This is a genomic window from Haemophilus haemolyticus (genome assembly GCF_003493605.1).
In the GTDB taxonomy this organism is placed as follows: domain Bacteria; phylum Pseudomonadota; class Gammaproteobacteria; order Enterobacterales; family Pasteurellaceae; genus Haemophilus; species Haemophilus haemolyticus_J.
Genome location: NZ_QQKA01000004.1, coordinates 1 through 13,695, shown reverse-complemented (window position 1 = coordinate 13,695; position 13,695 = coordinate 1). Strand labels below are relative to the sequence as shown.

Genomic DNA, 13,695 nt, shown 5'->3' with positions numbered 1-13,695 from the left:
ATTTCTTTGAGTTTTGTTTATAGTGTGGCAGGTTGGATATAACCTAAGTTAGCTAAAGTTTCACAAAGAGAATTACACAATCCTGAACAATCATATTCTTCATCAATAAGTTTATTATTGTTCATATCTCTGTATTCATTCTGAATTAAATATTCCTTGAGTGAAGCGTTAAGTGCTTTTTGGGTTGTTGGTTTTTCCATTTGGGACATTATGTGAAGATGAAGTTTATTCAAATCTTCAATACTTCCATTATACATATTGCCCGCACCAATATATTCATTTGCCCCCTCTAACAAAGCCTGTATATATTGAGTAAACCGTTTTGGTATATAAGTTTTGTTATCTTCAAATGCATATATTTGATATGGTGTGCGGAAAACATTGATATAGCCTAGAACTATAGATAGTAATACAGAAGAGTAAATTTCATTTTTAGTGATATTTTTAAACTCTTTATTATTCGATACATAATCAGTTAATGATTTAATAGTAAAACTACCTACTTGATAAATAAAGTGTTCAAGTAATCTTATAATGTCTTGATTATTGAATATATTGCTCAGATTATTTTCTTTACTTTGATTAATAAAGGTTAATTTATCTAATAAACTTATATTTATATTCTCAGTACGGTTAATTTTATCTTGTAAATTAGCATGACATAACAAACTTCTTCTAAATGCAACATCGTAAAGATAATCAAGACATTGCTCACGGGCGACATAATCTGTCTCGGATAATTGATTAATCATATTTCTTAAGTGTTGTGGCATCCAAGAAATATATGAAAGTTGGAAACTTGTATCACCAATATAAGCTAATTGATGTTGATTGACGCTATCCACAAATTGATTTAAATAGAGAGGGTCGTTGTGATATTCAAGATATTCATGCGCAATATAATGGTCATCTTGATTTTGAATAGTATCAAAATTTGAAATTCTAAATTTATTTCGTTCTTTTTCTGATTCAATCGATTTAATTGCATCGGAGAATAACTGAACAACGGCTTTGCCACGACGAGTTTGCTCAGAAAGCGGTAAATTTTGTGTGTATTTATTAGCATAGAGCATAATATCTCGTGCAACTTCTCGGTTTTTCCAACCCGGATAGGTGTTGTAAGAAATATAAGCAATACCGTTTGGCGTTAAATTTTCTCGGCAAACTTCAAGAATTTTATCTTTAACATTATTTGGTACCCAAGAATAAATGCCATGTACAATAATGTAGTCAAACACGCCAAATTCAGGCGTAATATCGAGAATATTTTTTGCTTCTAAACGAACATTTGTTAATCCCATTGATTTAATGATTTCATTACCTTGAGTAATTTGACTATCTGATAAATCAATGCCCACAAATTCAGTATCTGGATAATAAACCGCTTGAGAAATTAAGTTTCCGCCAAAAGAAGAACCTAATTCTAATACTTTAGCACCTTTGAGTGCTGGCGGTGTTAATCCCCATAATGTTGCATTTCCTTCCAAAAGCGCAATGCTCGTATAAGAAAAGGGTTTTGAGTAGTATCTAAGTTCGTCGTAAGGGTTATTTTGCTCAGCCATAATATATCCAGTTTGTCACATAATTAAGAATGCATATTATAGAGAGGATATGGGGAAAAACAAAGCGATGATTATTTCCCATGAAGTGGTAATTACGCTAGAATAACCGCAATTTTCACCTGCTTAGTATCCTCATGCTTTCATTTACTCTCGAACCTCAAGATAATGCACGTTTGCAATCTTTATGTGGTGCATTTGATGATCATCTAAAACTTATTGAAAAAGAATTTAATCTTGTCATTGCTCGTCATAATTTCACTTTTAATATTGATACAGTGGAAGAGGATCCAAAACCTCATCATGCAAAATTGATAAAAAGTGCGGTGAAATTAATCCAAGATTTATATGTAGAAACTGCGCCCGTAAAAGGTAAAGTGAAAGAGTTAGATTTGGAAGATGTGCATATGGCTTTGCAGGAAAGCCGAATGCTATCTCAAGTTGAACCGAACCGTGCTGAAAATAATGTTTTTAGTACAACGATTAAAACTAAACGAGGTGTGATTAAACCTCGAGGCGAAAATCAAGTTCAATATTTGCATAATATTTTAACTCACGATATTAGTTTTGGTATTGGACCAGCAGGAACGGGGAAAACATTCTTAGCGGTTGCTGCTGCAGTTGAGGCCTTAGAGCGTCAAGAAATTCGTCGCGTTTTACTTACTCGACCTGCGGTGGAGGCGGGCGAAAAGTTAGGTTTTTTACCAGGGGATTTAGGTCAGAAAATCGAACCTTATTTACGTCCGCTTTATGATGCGTTGTTTGAAATGCTAGGTTTTGAGCGTGTGCAAAAATTAATGGAACGTAATGTTATTGAAATTGCGCCTTTGGCTTATATGCGTGGGCGTACGCTTAATGATAGTTTTATTATTTTAGATGAAAGCCAAAATACGACAGTTGAGCAAATGAAAATGTTTTTAACCCGTATTGGTTTTAATTCTAAAGCCGTGATTACGGGCGATATTACGCAAATTGACTTACCTCGTAGCACCAAATCTGGTTTACGCCATGCTATTGATGTGTTGGAAAATGTACCAGAATTAAGTTTTAACTATTTTGATAGCAAAGATATTGTGCGTCATCCGGTGGTGGCTAAAGTGGTGCAAGCATACGAAGAATGGGAAGTACAAGATGAAATTCGTCGCAAAGAATTAGCGGAGCTTCGTAAAGCCGAACGTCAAAAAGAGCGGTCAGAAATTGAAAAGAATTTAGGAGAGTAAAATGGGAAGTATATTGGTTGATTTGCAAATTGCCACAGAAAATATAGAGGGTTTACCAGCAGAAGAACAAATTGTTCAGTGGGCAACGGCGGCTGTTCAGCCTGAGGACAATGAAGTCGAAATGACGGTTCGTATTGTGGATGAAGCCGAAAGCCACGAATTAAATTTAACTTATCGTGGCAAGGATCGCCCGACTAACGTGCTTTCATTTCCATTTGAATGTCCCGATGAAGTGGAATTACCGTTGCTGGGGGATCTCGTTATTTGTCGTCAAGTTGTGGAGCGAGAAGCCGTAGAACAAGATAAACCATTAATGGCACATTGGGCGCATATGGTGGTGCATGGTAGCTTACATTTACTTGGTTATGATCATATTGAAGACGATGAAGCTGAAGAAATGGAAAGTTTAGAAACCCAAATTATGCAAGGATTAGGCTTTGATGATCCTTATCTAGCAGAGAAATAATCTTTATTCGGAGTAATGATGTATAAAGCGGTATTTAGTGATTTTGATGGCACCTTATTAACCTCTCAACATACCATTTCCCCTCGAACTGTTGCCGCAATTAAGCGTTTAACGGCAAATGGTATTCCTTTTGTGCCAATTTCGGCGCGTTCTCCTTTGGGTATTTTGCCTTATTGGAAACAGCTTGAAACGAATAATGTGCTTGTTGCATTTAGTGGCGCGCTTATTTTGAATCAACATCTTGAACCAATTTATAGCGTACAAATTGAGCCAAAAGATATTTTAGATATTAATACTGTGTTGGCGGATCACCCTTTGCTTGGCGTGAATTATTATACAAATAATGATTGCCATGCTCGCGACGTAGAAAATAAATGGGTGATTTATGAACGCAGTGTTACCAAAATTGAGATCCATCCTTTTGATGAAGTAGCGACACGTTCGCCACATAAAATTCAGATTATTGGGGAAGCACAAGAAATCATTGAGATTGAAATTATTTTAAAGGAAACATTTCCACATCTGAGTATTTGTCGTTCCCATGCTAACTTTTTAGAAGTGATGCACAAGAGTGTAACCAAAGGAAGTGCGGTGCGTTTTTTGGAAGATTATTTTGGCGTACAAACCAATGAGGTGATTGCGTTTGGTGATAATTTTAATGATTTGGATATGCTAGAACATGCAGGGCTTGGGGTGGCAATGGGAAATGCACCTGATGAAATTAAACAAGCTGCAAATGTAGTCACCACGACCAATAATGAAGATGGGTTAGCATTAATTTTGGAAGAAAAATTTCCTGAATAATTGGCAAGAGAAAGGCTCTCAAATGAGAGCCTTTTAGTTATGAATTTTTTGATCCTTTTGAATTATACATATCTTCAATTTCCTTACGATAACGTTCTAAAATCACTTTTCTACGTAATTTTAATGTTGGTGTAATTTCACCCAATTTAATGCTAAATGCTTGAGAAAGTAGTGTGAATTTTTTTACTTGCTCGAAATGAGCCAATTCTTTTTGCACCGCATTAATACGTTGCTCAAACATTTTTAGAATTTCAGAATTTTTTAATAATTCTAAACGGTCGTGATATTTAATATTGAGCTGTTTAGCGTACTCTTCCAAGCTATCAAAACAAGGCACAATCAGTGCGGATACATATTTTTTTGCATCGGCGATGATCGCAATTTGTTCGATAAATTTATCTTTACCGATTTTGCTTTCGATATATTGTGGCGCGATATATTTACCGTTTGAGGTTTTCATTAATTCTTTAATACGATCGGTAATAAATAAATTGCCTTGTTCGTCAAATTCTCCCGAATCGCCAGTTTTTAAGAAACCATCTTTTGTGAAGGCTTGAGCCGTTTCTTCTGGCTTTTTGTAATAGCCTTTCATCACCATTCCGCCGCGCACGAGGATTTCATTATTTTCCCCAATTTTCACTTCTGCTTTTGGCATGAGTGTGCCGATTGAATTTGGGTTAAATTGGAAATCATGCCAGCAAGAAACGGTCGCAGTTGTTTCTGTCATGCCATAGCCTAATTTGATGTTGATACCAATAGCATGGAAAAATAGCCCAATAGCAGGTTCTAATTTAGCTCCTCCGCAAGGCATCATTTTTATACGCCCTCCCAATAATTGGCGAAGTTTTGAGAGCACTAATTTATCTGCCAAAGCAAATTGTTTTTTCAATAAGAACGGAATAGCTTTGTTATTCGCACGTAAATCAAAATGTTTTTGTCCCACGGAAATTGCCCAATGAAACATAATTTGGCGAAGTTTTGGGGCTTTTTGAACTTTATCCAATACGGCTGCATAAATTTTTTCGTAAAAACGTGGGACGGCACACATTAAAGTTGGGCGAATTTCCGTTAAAGCTGACCGCACTTGATTGGTGTCTTCTAAATAGCAAAGTATTGCACCTCTATGAAGAATATAAGACGCCCAAGCTCGTTCAAAAATATGAGAGAACGGTAAGAAAGAAAGTGAAATGTCCTGATCTGTTACATTAAGTGAAAGATCATGCGTTTCTAATTGGTGAGCGAGATTAGCATAATCTAACATGACACCTTTAGGTTCTCCCGTTGTGCCTGAGGTATAAATAATCGTAAATAAATCCGATAATTGTTTTTGGTTTAATCGTTGGGTTAGTTTATCTTGTTGTGCGTTTGAGCCTGTTTCAATAAAACTTTCCCAAGTGCAAGAAAGAGGATCTTGTTGTAATTGAATTGTAGATTTCATTGCCACGATTTTTTGTAATTGTGGACAATGATGAGCAATTTCCAATGCTTGATCGTATTGCTCTTGATCGCCCACGAATAGAATTTTTACATCGGCGTGATTTAGGATAAATTCTGCTTGCTGGGCTGTATTGGTTGCGTAAATAGGTACTGTAATTGCTCGAATTTGTAAGGTCGCAATGTCAGCGATTGTCCAACGTTCCATATTATGGGCAAAAATGGCGATTTTATCTTGCACGCCAATATTGTGAGCAAGCAATGCTCGAGAAAGTTGATTGAGTTGATCTTGAAAATTTTTCCAAGAGATATCTCGCCACAAGCCGTATTCTTTATAGCGAAGTGCGGTCATATTTGCACGAGTTTTGGCTTGTTGTTGAATACGATGAACAAAATGGAGATCGAGATTCATATTAACCCTATTTTTTCATTTCATTGAGCGAACAGTTGTGCGCTAATATAATCTTAAATAGGAATAAAAGCTAGAAGAATATTGATTGTTTTAAATTATTTTTAGTGATCCCTTGTTCATTTTTAGATCGTAAACTAAATTTTAGGTAATAAAAAACCGCTCCGAAGAGCGGTTAATTTTTTCAAAGTTTTAATTAGCCTTTGTAGTTGTAAATGTGAGCTACTAAGTCTAATACTTTGTTTGAGTAACCAGTTTCGTTATCGTACCAAGATACTAATTTAACGAAAGAATCAGTTAATGCGATACCAGCGTCTGCATCAAATACAGAAGTTAAAGCACAACCATTGAAGTCAGTAGAAACAACGGCATCTTCAGTGTAACCTAAAACGCCTTTTAATTCGCCGTTGAAAGTTTTACCTTCAGCTGCGTCTTTGATTGCTTGTTTGATTGCATCGTAAGAAGCTGGTTTTTCAAGGTTAACAGTTAAGTCAACAACAGATACGTTTGGAGTTGGAACACGGAAAGCCATACCAGTTAATTTACCGTTTAATGCAGGTAATACTTTACCTACTGCTTTCGCTGCACCTGTTGAAGATGGAATGATGTTTTGTGATGCACCGCGGCCGCCGCGCCAGTCTTTAGCTGATGGACCATCTACAGTTTTTTGAGTTGCAGTTGTTGCGTGAACAGTGGTCATTAAACCATCTTTGATACCGAAAGTTTCATGAACAACACGTGCTAAAGGAGCTAAACAGTTTGTTGTACAAGATGCGTTAGAAACGATATCTTGACCTGCGTATGCGTTGAAGTTTACACCACGAACGAACATTGGCGTTGCATCTTTAGATGGACCAGTTAATACAACTTTTTTTGCACCTGCAGTGATGTGTTTACGAGCAGTTTCATCAGTTAAGAATAAACCAGTCGCTTCAACCGCGATATCAACACCGATTGCACCCCAGTTTAAGTTTGCTGGATCACGTTCTGCAGTTACACGGATAGTTTTACCGTTAACGACTAAGTTACCATCTTTCACTTCAACAGTGCCGTCGAAACGACCATGAGTTGAATCATATTTCAACATATAAGCCATGTATTCAACGTCGATTAAGTCGTTAATACCTACAACTTCGATGTCATCACGGTGTTGTGCTGCACGGAATACGATACGGCCGATACGACCAAAACCATTGATACCAATTTTAATTGCCATAAGATTTTCACCTTTTATTTAAGTTAAACAAATCTGTTTGCTTTGAGTAATACTGCTCACTCAGTAAGACAGCGCACAGAGTATAGCACGAGCATTTTTATAAAACTATAAACCCTACTACTTTTTTGTGATCTATATCAAATCATCATTAGAATGAAAAAGTACCGTAAAAAATCATCGCACTTTTGATGATTTTTTATAGAGAAATCTGCATAATATACTGAAATTGTTAGAGAAGGTTAAATGTTCTATGTCTCAAGGTAATCTTTATATTTTGTCTGCACCAAGTGGTGCGGGAAAATCTTCATTAATTTCAGCATTATTGGCATCAGATAGCTCAACTCAAAAAATGGTTTCTGTGTCACATACGACTCGTGCTCCACGTCTGGGTGAAGTTGAAGGCGTACACTATTATTTTGTATCAAAAGAAGAGTTTGAATCGCTCATTGAGCAAGATTTATTTCTAGAATATGCCAAAGTTTTTGGTGGAAATTATTATGGAACCTCTTTACCTGCGATTGAAGAAAATTTAGCAAAAGGTATTGATGTATTTTTAGATATTGATTGGCAAGGCGCTCAACAAATCCGTAAAAAAGTGCCTTCGGTAAAAAGCATTTTTATTTTACCGCCTTCATTACCAGAATTAGAACATCGTTTAATTGGTCGTGGGCAAGATAGTGAAGAGGTTATCGCTGAACGAATGTCAAAAGCGATAAGTGAAATTTCGCATTATGATGAATATGATTATGTTATTGTGAATGATGATTTTGAGAAAGCATTAAAAGATTTACAAAGTATTTTGCAGTCGGAACGCTTAACTAAAGATTATCAACAAAAACAAAATGCAATGTTAATTCAACAGCTACTAGCAAAATAGGGCGAAATTGAGTATTATAACGCCCTTTCAATAGAGTAATTTTTGACAAATCGGAGTAAATTATGGCTCGTGTTACTGTGCAAGATGCAGTAGAAAAAATTGGTAACCGTTTTGATTTAATTTTAACGGCTGCGCGTCGTGCAAGACAATTACAACTTAACCAAAGTGCGCCGTTAGTTCCAGAAGATAATGACAAACCAACAGTAATCGCATTGCGTGAAATCGAAAAAGGTTTGATTAATCAAGATATTATGGATGCACAAGAATTCCAAGAAATGGCTAAAGTGCAAGAAACTGAAGAAGCAGCTGTTGCATTAATTACAGAATAATCTTTTAAAAGTGCGGTAAAAAATCACGATATTTTAACCGCACTTTCTCTTTCAACGATAAGTAGGTCTCCTTTGGAACTGTTTGCGGATTTAGATCGAATTATTCAAGGGTATTTGCCCGCAGATAAAATTGAGCTCATCAAGCGTGCGTTTGTGATTGCAAGAGATGCGCACGAAGGGCAATTTCGCTCCAGCGGCGAACCTTACATTACCCATCCTGTGGCGGTAGCCTCTATTATTGCTCAACTACATTTAGATCACGAAGCGGTCATGGCTGCGCTTTTGCACGATGTTATTGAAGATACACCTTATACGGAAGAACAACTGAAAGAAGAGTTCGGTGCCAGTGTAGCTGAAATTGTGGACGGTGTATCAAAACTCGATAAGTTGAAATTTCGTACTCGCCAAGAAGCACAAGTCGAGAATTTTCGCAAAATGATTTTGGCGATGACGCGTGATATTCGTGTTGTGTTAATTAAGCTTGCTGACCGCACGCATAATATGCGCACGCTTGGTTCGTTACGACCAGATAAACGCCGCCGTATTGCGAAAGAAACGCTTGAAATCTATTGTCCGCTTGCTCATCGTTTAGGCATTGAGCATATCAAAAATGAATTAGAAGACTTATCTTTTCAAGCAATGCATCCACATCGTTATGAGGTGTTAAAAAAACTCATTGATGTTGCGCGTAGTAATCGACAAGATTTAATCGAACGTATTTCACAAGAGATTAAAGTGCGGTTAGAAAACGCAGGCATTTTTGCCCGAGTGTGGGGACGTGAAAAACACCTTTACAAGATCTATCAAAAAATGCGCATAAAGGATCAAGAATTCCACTCTATTATGGATATTTATGCGTTCCGTGTGATTGTAAAAAATGTGGATGATTGTTATCGCGTTTTGGGGCAAATGCATAATCTTTATAAGCCACGCCCTGGTCGAGTAAAGGATTATATCGCCGTACCTAAAGCAAATGGCTATCAGTCTTTGCAAACTTCAATGATTGGGCCGAAAGGTGTTCCCGTAGAAGTTCATATCCATACTGAGGATATGGAACAAGTCGCCGAAATGGGCATTACGGCGCATTGGGTTTATAAAGAAAATGGTAAAAACGACAGTACAACCGCACAAATCCGCGCACAACGCTGGTTGCAAAGTTTGGTCGAAATTCAACAAAGTGTAGGGAACTCGTTTGAGTTTATTGAGAATGTAAAATCAGAGTTTTTCCCGAAAGAAATTTATGTTTTTACGCCAAAAGGTCGAATTGTTGAGCTGCCAATGGGCGCAACGGCAGTGGATTTCGCTTATGCCGTGCATTCAGATGTGGGAAATACTTGTGTTGGCGTGACTGTTGAGCATAAACCTTATCCGCTTTCACAAGCCCTTGAGTCTGGTCAAACAGTCAATATCATTACTGATCCAAATGCATATCCTAAAGCAGCGTGGTTAAATTTTGTGGTAACGGCTCGTGCGAAAACACGGATTCGCCATTATCTCAAACAGCGTTGTGAAGAGGATGCGGTGAAATTAGGGGAAGTTGAGCTTAATGCAGCATTACAGCCTCATAATTTAGGTGATTTTTCTATTCAACAAATTAGAATTGTACTAGATGCTTTAGCACTTTCTTCTTTAGATGAATTATTACGAGAAATTGGTTTAGGTAATCAGTCTGCAGCCATCATTGCGCATCAATTTGTGGGCGTACCGTTAGAATCTGCTAATACTCAGAATTTTGAATTTGAAGCAAAAATACTCACTATTGCACCAATGCAAGTGGGTAAAACACAATTTGCTCAATGTTGCCATCCAATTCCAGGTGATCCTATTGTGGGATGTCGTACCGAAGAAAACACCGTTGTGGTGCATCATCAACATTGTGCAAGTTTGAAAAATGCTTGTCACCAATCGTTGGCTAAATGGGATAATGTTCAAAGTGCGGTGAATTTTGAGGCTGAATTACAAATAGAAATATTGAATGAGCAGAATGCCTTGCTTAGTTTAATGACTGCAATTTCTGCGAGCGAAAGCAGTCTCCAAAATATTTGGACGGAAGAATTAGAGAATAATTTATTGCTTGTGATTTTGCAGGTTTGTGTAAAAGATATCAAACACCTAGCCAATATCATTCATCGCATTAAAGGCATCACTGGCGTCGTTAATGTCAAACGCAATATTAATGAGCTATGAGCCTTGAACTTCTTGATGCCGTACCTTTGACTAGCCTCTCTGGTGTTGGTGCGGCCATTTCTAATAAACTGGCTAAAATCGGCATTCATAACCTGCAAGATTTACTCTTTCATTTACCTATTCGCTATGAAGATCGTACGCGAATTACGCCAATCGCTAATCTCCGCCCTGAACAATATTTTACCATTGAAGGAATTGTACAAACCTGTGAAGTTACTTTTGGTCGTCGGCCGATTTTATCGGTCAGTTTGTCAGACGGCACATCAAAAATTATGTTACGTTTTTTTAATTTTAATGCGGGAATGCGTAATAGTTTTCAAGCAGGTGTGCGAGTAAAGGCCTTTGGAGAGGTAAAACGTGGGCGTCACATGCCAGAAATTCATCATCCAGAATATCAAATTGTGCGAGATAATGCGCCCATAGTATTGGAAGAAACTCTAACGCCGATTTATTCCACAACGGAAGGGCTAAAACAAAATTCATTACGAAAATTAACGGATCAGGCTTTGGCATTACTCGACAAAGTTCAGATTGCAGAAATTTTGCCTAATGAATTTAATCCACATCAATATAGCTTAAAAGAGGCGTTGCGATTATTGCATCGTCCACCGCCAGATATTTCATTAGAAATGTTAGAGCAAGGTAAGCATCCTGCACAACAACGATTAATTTTTGAAGAATTATTGGCGCATAATCTTGCTATGCAAAAAGTGCGGTTAGGAACGCAGCAATTTTCTGCCTTACCGCTACATTATCAAACAGATTTGAAACAGCGATTTTTAGCCACCTTGCCATTTCAACCCACTAATGCGCAAAAGCGAGTCGTGTCGGATATAGAACAAGATCTTATTAAAAATTATCCGATGATGCGCTTAGTGCAAGGGGATGTGGGCTCGGGAAAAACATTGGTTGCTGCATTGACTGCTTTAACGGCAATTGATAACGGCAAACAAGTCGCTTTAATGGCGCCAACAGAAATTCTTGCAGAACAGCATGCGAATAATTTCCGACGTTGGTTTGAGCCTTTAGGCATTGAAGTAGGCTGGTTAGCCGGTAAAGTAAAAGGAAAATCAAGACAAGCAGAGCTTGAAAAAATCAAAACTGGTGCCGTGCAAATGGTGGTGGGGACGCACGCTTTATTCCAAGAAGAAGTCGAGTTTTCCGATCTAGCATTGGTGATTATTGATGAACAACACCGTTTTGGTGTGCATCAACGATTAATGTTGCGTGAGAAAGGCGAAAAAGCGGGATTTTATCCCCATCAGTTAATTATGACCGCCACGCCGATTCCAAGAACGTTGGCAATGACCGTATATGCAGATTTAGATACATCAATTATTAATGAATTGCCTCCAGGTCGTACGCCAATAACAACAGTGGTAGTTTCTGAAGAACGTCGCGCTGAAATTGTGATGCGTGTAAAAAACGCTTGTGTTAATGAAAAACGCCAAGCCTATTGGGTGTGTACGTTAATTGATGAATCAGAGGTGTTAGAAGCTCAAGCCGCAGAAGCAATTTGGGAAGATCTAACTAAGGCATTACCTATGTTAAATATTGGGTTAGTGCACGGGCGGATGAAACCACAAGAAAAACAAGATGTTATGATGCGTTTTAAAAATGCAGAATTGGATTTATTGGTGGCAACGACAGTCATCGAAGTGGGCGTGGATGTGCCGAATGCGAGTTTGATGATTATCGAAAATGCAGAACGTTTAGGTTTATCGCAGCTTCATCAGTTACGAGGGCGCGTCGGTCGAGGCAGTACGGCTTCTTTTTGTGTACTAATGTATAAACCTCCGCTCGGTAAAGTTTCGCAAAAACGTTTGCAAGTGCTACGAGATAGCCAAGATGGGTTTGTTATTTCGGAAAAAGACTTAGAAATTCGTGGACCAGGTGAAGTGCTTGGAACGAAACAAACGGGCATCGCTGAATTGCGAGTAGCAAATTTAATGCGAGATAGAAAAATGATACCAACGGTGCAATTTTATGCGAAATCACTTATCCAAAAATACCCAGATCTAGCAGAAAGTCTGATTCGTCGTTGGTTAAATAACAAAGAGATTTACTCGAACGCTTAAAAGTGCGGTCAATTTTCAAAGAGTTTTAAATGGATAAAAAAGAAAAACGCCCAACTGTGCTTTTTTTTGACTCTGGAGTGGGTGGGTTTAGCGTATATCGTGAAGCTAAAAAATTATTACCAAATTGGCATTATCTCTATTGTTTTGATAATGCCGGTTTCCCTTATTCAGAACGAGAAGAAGAAAGTATTATTCACCGCACTTTAGCAGTTTGCCAATTTATTAATCAATGTTATCCATTAGATGCAATCGTGATAGCTTGCAATACAGCGAGTACAGTTGTACTTCCGCCTTTGCGAGCTGCTTTTGATATTCCTATCATTGGGACTGTACCAGCCATTAAACCTGCATCAGAAATGACAAAGACAAAACATATTGGTTTATTAGCTACAAAGGGTACTGTAAAACGTCATTATGTCGATGATTTAATTGATAAATTTGCGCAAGATTGTGTTGTTGAGAGATTGGGAACAACAAAATTAGTCGAAATTGCGGAGCAAAAAATTCGTGGTCATTCCGTTGATCTAATTAGTTTAAAAGATGAGTTATCTCCGTGGGCAGACATGGCAGATTTAGATACATTAGTTTTAGGTTGTACTCATTTTCCACTCATCAAAGATGAAATTCAGTTGTGCTTGCCACAAATTAAATATTTTATGGATCCTGGCGCGGCGATTGCTAAGCGGATAAAATATTTACTTGATGGTAAATGTGTACGAGCTCAAGGTGAAAAACATAATCAAATGTTTTGTACCGAGCATTTTCCTGAAGAATCTCAATTTAAAAAAGCTTTACATCTATGGGGATTTGAATCTTTGGATGTAATAAAAATAGACTAAAATTGATGTCAAATAGACCTTTTTGTATTAACTTTATCCAAAAGATCATTTTTTTAAATATTTTTACAAAAAGTACTTGCAAGGGTTTTGAAAATCCCTATAATGCACCGCACACAACGACGCACTGTTGTGAAGTATTTAAGTTTCCGCGTGCGTCGTTGTTTTTTGCTCTTTAACAATGTATCAGACAATCTGTGTGGGCACTTGTTGATTGACTTGTTTTAAAAATATTTTTTAATTTTGAAGTCTTAATAGGTGCTTAACTGAAAATTCATCA

The 13,695-nt window shown here is 37.4% G+C and carries 11 protein-coding genes; 8 read left to right on the top strand and 3 right to left on the bottom strand.

The window, feature by feature from the left end:
- Nucleotides 1-17: 17 nt before the first annotated feature.
- Complete coding sequence (locus tag DV424_RS04130) at nt 18-1,562, bottom strand: class I SAM-dependent methyltransferase (RefSeq protein WP_053465488.1); 1,545 nt, start codon at nt 1,560-1,562, stop codon at nt 18-20.
- A gap of 134 nt (nt 1,563-1,696) precedes the next feature.
- Between DV424_RS04130 and DV424_RS04125 the strand changes: the two genes are divergently transcribed.
- The 3 genes from DV424_RS04125 to DV424_RS04115 are packed head-to-tail and all read left to right on the top strand — an operon-like array spanning nt 1,697 to nt 4,049.
- Nucleotides 1,697-2,779: a PhoH family protein gene (locus tag DV424_RS04125; RefSeq protein ID WP_118859173.1), complete on the top strand. Its 1,083-nt coding sequence runs from the start codon at nt 1,697-1,699 to the stop codon at nt 2,777-2,779.
- Between the two features lies 1 nt (nt 2,780).
- Nucleotides 2,781-3,245 carry an rRNA maturation RNase YbeY gene (ybeY, locus tag DV424_RS04120; protein WP_041175359.1) on the top strand — a complete coding sequence of 155 codons (465 nt, stop codon included), beginning with the start codon at nt 2,781-2,783 and terminating at the stop codon, nt 3,243-3,245.
- Between the two features lie 18 nt (nt 3,246-3,263).
- Nucleotides 3,264-4,049, top strand: coding sequence for a Cof-type HAD-IIB family hydrolase (locus DV424_RS04115; protein ID WP_192880650.1), 786 nt, complete (start codon nt 3,264-3,266; stop codon nt 4,047-4,049).
- Nucleotides 4,050-4,086: 37 nt separating this feature from the next.
- Here the strand turns inward: DV424_RS04115 and DV424_RS04110 are convergent, their stop codons facing one another.
- Nucleotides 4,087-5,895, bottom strand: a complete 1,809-nt coding sequence (locus DV424_RS04110) for an AMP-dependent synthetase/ligase (protein WP_118859171.1) — start codon at nt 5,893-5,895, stop codon at nt 4,087-4,089.
- 193 nt (nt 5,896-6,088) lie between these two features.
- Nucleotides 6,089-7,108 carry a type I glyceraldehyde-3-phosphate dehydrogenase gene (gap, locus tag DV424_RS04105; RefSeq protein WP_005646416.1) on the bottom strand — a complete coding sequence of 340 codons (1,020 nt, stop codon included), beginning with the start codon at nt 7,106-7,108 and terminating at the stop codon, nt 6,089-6,091.
- Nucleotides 7,109-7,358: 250 nt separating this feature from the next.
- Between gap and gmk the strand changes: the two genes are divergently transcribed.
- The 5 genes from gmk (at nt 7,359) to murI (ending at nt 13,418) form a co-directional block, all read left to right on the top strand.
- Entirely contained in the window at nt 7,359-7,985 is a 627-nt protein-coding gene (gene gmk / locus DV424_RS04100; protein ID WP_118859170.1) for a guanylate kinase, read from the top strand.
- Nucleotides 7,986-8,047: 62 nt separating this feature from the next.
- Nucleotides 8,048-8,314: a DNA-directed RNA polymerase subunit omega gene (rpoZ, locus tag DV424_RS04095; protein ID WP_005625717.1), complete on the top strand. Its 267-nt coding sequence runs from the start codon at nt 8,048-8,050 to the stop codon at nt 8,312-8,314.
- Nucleotides 8,315-8,386: 72 nt separating this feature from the next.
- On the top strand, nt 8,387-10,501 hold the full coding sequence (gene spoT, locus DV424_RS04090) for a bifunctional GTP diphosphokinase/guanosine-3',5'-bis pyrophosphate 3'-pyrophosphohydrolase (RefSeq protein WP_118859169.1): 2,115 nt from the start codon (nt 8,387-8,389) through the stop codon (nt 10,499-10,501).
- Nucleotides 10,498-12,579, top strand: a complete 2,082-nt coding sequence (recG, locus tag DV424_RS04085; RefSeq protein WP_118859168.1) for an ATP-dependent DNA helicase RecG — start codon at nt 10,498-10,500, stop codon at nt 12,577-12,579. Before spoT ends, recG begins: the two co-directional genes overlap by 4 nt.
- 29 nt (nt 12,580-12,608) lie before the next feature.
- The gene (gene murI, locus DV424_RS04080; protein ID WP_118859167.1) at nt 12,609-13,418 is read left to right on the top strand and encodes a glutamate racemase; all 810 of its coding nucleotides are present in this window, start codon (nt 12,609-12,611) and stop codon (nt 13,416-13,418) included.
- Nucleotides 13,419-13,695 lie beyond the last annotated feature (277 nt).

Coding starts and splice junctions, on each gene's coding strand:
- DV424_RS04130 (WP_053465488.1), bottom strand. CDS start 1,562: ATGGCTGAGCAAAATAACCCTTACGACGAACTTAGATACTACTCAAAA.
- DV424_RS04125 (WP_118859173.1), top strand. CDS start 1,697: ATGCTTTCATTTACTCTCGAACCTCAAGATAATGCACGTTTGCAATCT.
- ybeY (WP_041175359.1), top strand. CDS start 2,781: ATGGGAAGTATATTGGTTGATTTGCAAATTGCCACAGAAAATATAGAG.
- DV424_RS04115 (WP_192880650.1), top strand. CDS start 3,264: ATGTATAAAGCGGTATTTAGTGATTTTGATGGCACCTTATTAACCTCT.
- DV424_RS04110 (WP_118859171.1), bottom strand. CDS start 5,895: ATGAATCTCGATCTCCATTTTGTTCATCGTATTCAACAACAAGCCAAA.
- gap (WP_005646416.1), bottom strand. CDS start 7,108: ATGGCAATTAAAATTGGTATCAATGGTTTTGGTCGTATCGGCCGTATC.
- gmk (WP_118859170.1), top strand. CDS start 7,359: ATGTCTCAAGGTAATCTTTATATTTTGTCTGCACCAAGTGGTGCGGGA.
- rpoZ (WP_005625717.1), top strand. CDS start 8,048: ATGGCTCGTGTTACTGTGCAAGATGCAGTAGAAAAAATTGGTAACCGT.
- recG (WP_118859168.1), top strand. CDS start 10,498: ATGAGCCTTGAACTTCTTGATGCCGTACCTTTGACTAGCCTCTCTGGT.
- murI (WP_118859167.1), top strand. CDS start 12,609: ATGGATAAAAAAGAAAAACGCCCAACTGTGCTTTTTTTTGACTCTGGA.